2 protein-coding genes and 1 pseudogene are annotated in these 3,541 nt (G+C 70.2%); 2 read left to right on the top strand and 1 reads right to left on the bottom strand.

The genetic code is table 11. From position 1 onward, the window contains the following. Window positions 1–221: 221 nt before the first annotated feature. Window positions 222–557: pseudogene (locus U9R90_RS34420) on the bottom strand (hypothetical protein); the annotation flags it as partial. A gap of 54 nt (window positions 558–611) precedes the next feature. Between U9R90_RS34420 and U9R90_RS34425 the strand changes: the two are divergent. Both U9R90_RS34425 and U9R90_RS34430 read left to right on the top strand, forming a co-directional pair. After that, window positions 612–2,267, top strand: coding sequence for a PucR family transcriptional regulator (locus U9R90_RS34425; protein WP_411061274.1), 1,656 nt, complete (start codon window positions 612–614; stop codon window positions 2,265–2,267). Between the two features lie 160 nt (window positions 2,268–2,427). After that, window positions 2,428–3,541 (top strand): alanine/glycine:cation symporter family protein (locus tag U9R90_RS34430; RefSeq protein WP_411061276.1); only part of this gene is annotated, 1,114 nt, incomplete at its 3' end.

Here is a 3,541-nt window from a genome sequence, read left to right on the forward strand (position 1 = left end):
GCGGGCTCGGCGTCCGCCAGATCCCAGTGCACCAGGACCCGGTCCGTCGGTATCTCGCGGTTGAAGGCATCGTTCATCTGCCCGTAGAAGTCCGCGTGGTACGAGACGCCCGTGGCGCCGAGCCTGGCCAGGTTGAAGCAGGCGTTGCCGGTCCGCAGCGGATCGAAGGTCCAGGCCATCCGCCTGATGCCGCGCTCCAGGCACCAGTCGCGCTGGCCGAGCTTGATCGCCCGGCCCAAACCTGTGCTCCGCCACTCCTTGGCGACGCCGACCACATGCGAGTGCAGCAGGGTCCCGTCCTGGGCGGAGCCGAGGAAGCCCACCGCCACCCCGGCGAGCCGCCCGTCGACGAGGCCGCCGAGCACCTGCGCCCCGGCGTGGCTGAGCGCCCGCATGAAGGGAAACGGCACCGGCGGCATCTCCGCCTGCCATACCTCGGTGATCAGGTCGGTCGCTGCCAGCAGTTCCTCGACGCCGGTCAGCTCCCGTACCTCTGTGTTCACGGCCATGAGCCGTACACTGCCGGACCATACCGCTCTGGATTTTGTGCTGAGCATCAAACTTTGGGTCTTCGGGTAGGTGTTTTCGACAATCCGGCTAGGGTGGGCGCCATGGAGCAAGCCCTCACCCTGCACCGCCTCGTCGGGGACATCGGCGAGCCCCTGCTGCGGCTCGCCGTCGATCCGGGCGGCGCTAACCGGCCCCTCGCCGGGGTGGCCATCCACGACCCGGCCGACGCGGAGGAAATGGAGGCGGGGTGCCTGGTGCTGTGCCTGGGCGTGGCCTCGGGGGCGGAGCTGCTCGCCCTCGGCAGCGCCGCGCAGCGCGCGGGTGCGCGTGGGCTCGCGGTGAAGGGACCGGTCCCCGCCGAGGCCGCCGACTGCCCGGTGCCGGTCGTCGAGGTCAACCCGGACGCCTCCTGGATGCACGTCGCGATGACCCTGCGGCAGCGCCTGCTGGACCACTCACGGGCGCAGTGGGAACCCGCAGGTGCCACCAGCGACCTGTTCACGCTGGCCAACACGGCCAGCGCGATGATCCAGGCCCCGGTCGTCATCGAGGACGCGGCCTCGGCGGTGCTTGCCTGGTCGGCAGGACAGGACGACGCGGACGAATCGAGGGTGGAGACAATCCTCGGCCGCGCGGTGCACCCGAGCCGACTGCGCAAACTCGCGGAACAGGGCGCTTTCGAGCGGCTGCACTCCTCCACCGCGCCGGTGTACATCGAACCGTACGAACCGGGCATGCTGCCCCGGGTGGCGATCGCCGTACGCGCCGACTCCGAAGTCCTCGGCTACGTCTGGGCGGTCGTCACCGCCCCGATGCCGGAGGAACACACCCGGTGGCTCGAACTGTTCGCTCCGGTCGTCGCCCTGCACCTGGCCAACACCCGCTCCGAGGGTTCCACCTGGGCCCGGCAGCAGCGCCGCGAACTGGCCACAGCGGTGCTCTCCGGTGGCCCGGCCGGGGAGGGTGCGGCCCGTGAGCTACGACTGCACACCGGAGCACTGTGCCTGATCGCCGTGGGCCTGCGCCCGCAGAGCCCCACATCGGACGCGGCCGCGGACACCGCCCCCGTAGAGGCCGCCGTCGCAGCCGCCGGTCTTCGCCGACTCGAGGACGCCCTGACGCTCTATCTCACCGCAGTGCGCCCCTCAGCGGTGGCCGTGCGCGGTGACCGTGCCGTGTACGTGCTGGCGGCCTGGCCGAAGCCGTCCAGGGATGAGGTCCTGGCCGCGGCCCGCTCACTGGCCGCGGACTTCGTCTCCCGGTTGCCGGCCGGACCCGGCGGGGGCTGTCTGGCCGCGGTCGCCGGGCCCACCGCCGAGCCCGGTCGTGTGCCCGCCGTCCGGGTCCAGGCCGACGCCGTGCTGCGCGCACTGCGCGGCGCCGGGGACTCGGCGCCCGCCGTGGCCACCCTCGACGACACGGCGCTCCAGGTGCTGCTCGACCACCTCGGTGACATCGCCCAGTCGCTCGGCCTGCCGCCGGCCACCGGCCCGCTGCGCCGCCTCGCCGCGCACGACGGCCCCGACGGCGTCCTCACCGAGACCCTCGCCACCTTCCTGGCCGCGAGGGGCGTGACCGAGGACACCGCTGTACAACTGCGGGTGCACGTCAACACCTTGCGATACCGGCTGCGCCGGATCAGGGAGGTGTCAGGCCTGGACTTCCATGACGCCGACCAGATGCTGCTGGCGCAGCTGCAGCTGCAGCTGCGGCTGCAGCTGCGCAAGACGACGACCTTCTTCCACACAGACGACTAAATGCGAGGCATGACTTCGTACTGAGGCACAAAGGATGCTCCTCGGGTCTCCAGCAGACTCACGAGTCAATCCGCGTGGCCCGCGGTCTGCGCCCCCCGCCTCAGCGGCCGTCGCGCGTTCGAGCCACGCACCCCGACTCACAAGAACGGGACGCCGACGCATGAGTACGCTGGACTCCTGGATCGTTGACATCAACGACCACTTCTGGACTTACCTGCTGATCCCGCTGGTGGCCTTCGCGGGCCTCTATTTCACCTTCCGCTCCAGAGCCGTACAGCTGAGACTCATCCCGGAGATGTTCCGCGTTCTCAAAGAGAAGCCGACGGACGGTGTCAGCCCCCTCGGCGCCTTCTCCATCTCCGCCGCCACCCGGATCGGCACCGGCAACATCGCCGGTGTGGCCACCGCCATCACCCTCGGCGGGCCCGGCGCGGTCTTCTGGATGTGGATGATGGCCCTCGTCGGCTGTGCCTCCGCCTTCGTCGAGGCCGTGCTCGCCCAGCTCTACAAGACACCCGGCAAGGAGCCCGGTACATACCGCGGTGGCCCTGCCTACTATATGGAGCGCGCGCTCGGAAAGCGCTGGCTCGGCGTCCTGTTCGCCGTGCTCATCACGCTGACCTTCGGCTTCGTGCTCACCGCGGTGCAGTCCAACACCATCGCAGTCACCGTCGAGGGCTCGCTCGGCGGCGCGGACACCGCCTGGCTCGCCCCAGTCGTCGGCATCGCACTGGCCGTGCTGCTCGTGCTGTCCGTGTTCTACGGCGTGAAGCGGATCGCCAAGGTCACCCAGGTGCTGGTCCCGGTGATGGCCGGCACCTACCTGCTGATCGGAATAGCCGTGGTGCTGCTCAACGCCACCGAGATCCCGCGGATGATCGGCGACATCGTCGGCGGCGCCTTCGGCTTCCGCGAGGTCGCGGGCGGCGCGGTCGGCACGGCGATCCTGCAGGGCGTGCGGCGAGGCATGTTCTCCAACGAGGCCGGCATGGGCTCCGCCCCCAACGCCGCCGCCGCCGCGGAGACCACCCACCCAGTCAAGCAGGGCCTCGTGCAGACCGTCGGCGTCTACTTCGACACGCTGGTCATCTGCACCATGACCGCCTTCGTCGTCCTCAGCGCCAACCCGACGCTGGGCGAGCGCGGCGGCGCGGACGTCACCCAGTCCGCGTTCAACGGGGCCCTGGGCAACTGGGCCGGTCACATCCTGACGCTGGTGGTCTTCATGGTCGCCTTCAGCTCCATGATCGGTAACTACTACTACGGCGAGTCCA

The sequence above is a fragment of the Streptomyces sp. E11-3 genome, from assembly GCF_046540415.1.
Lineage (GTDB): Bacteria > Actinomycetota > Actinomycetes > Streptomycetales > Streptomycetaceae > Streptomyces.

Bases quoted from the DNA above. Each gene is read 5' to 3' on its own strand.
- U9R90_RS34425 (WP_411061274.1), top strand. From the start codon at position 612: ATGGAGCAAGCCCTCACCCTGCACCGCCTCGTCGGGGACATCGGCGAG.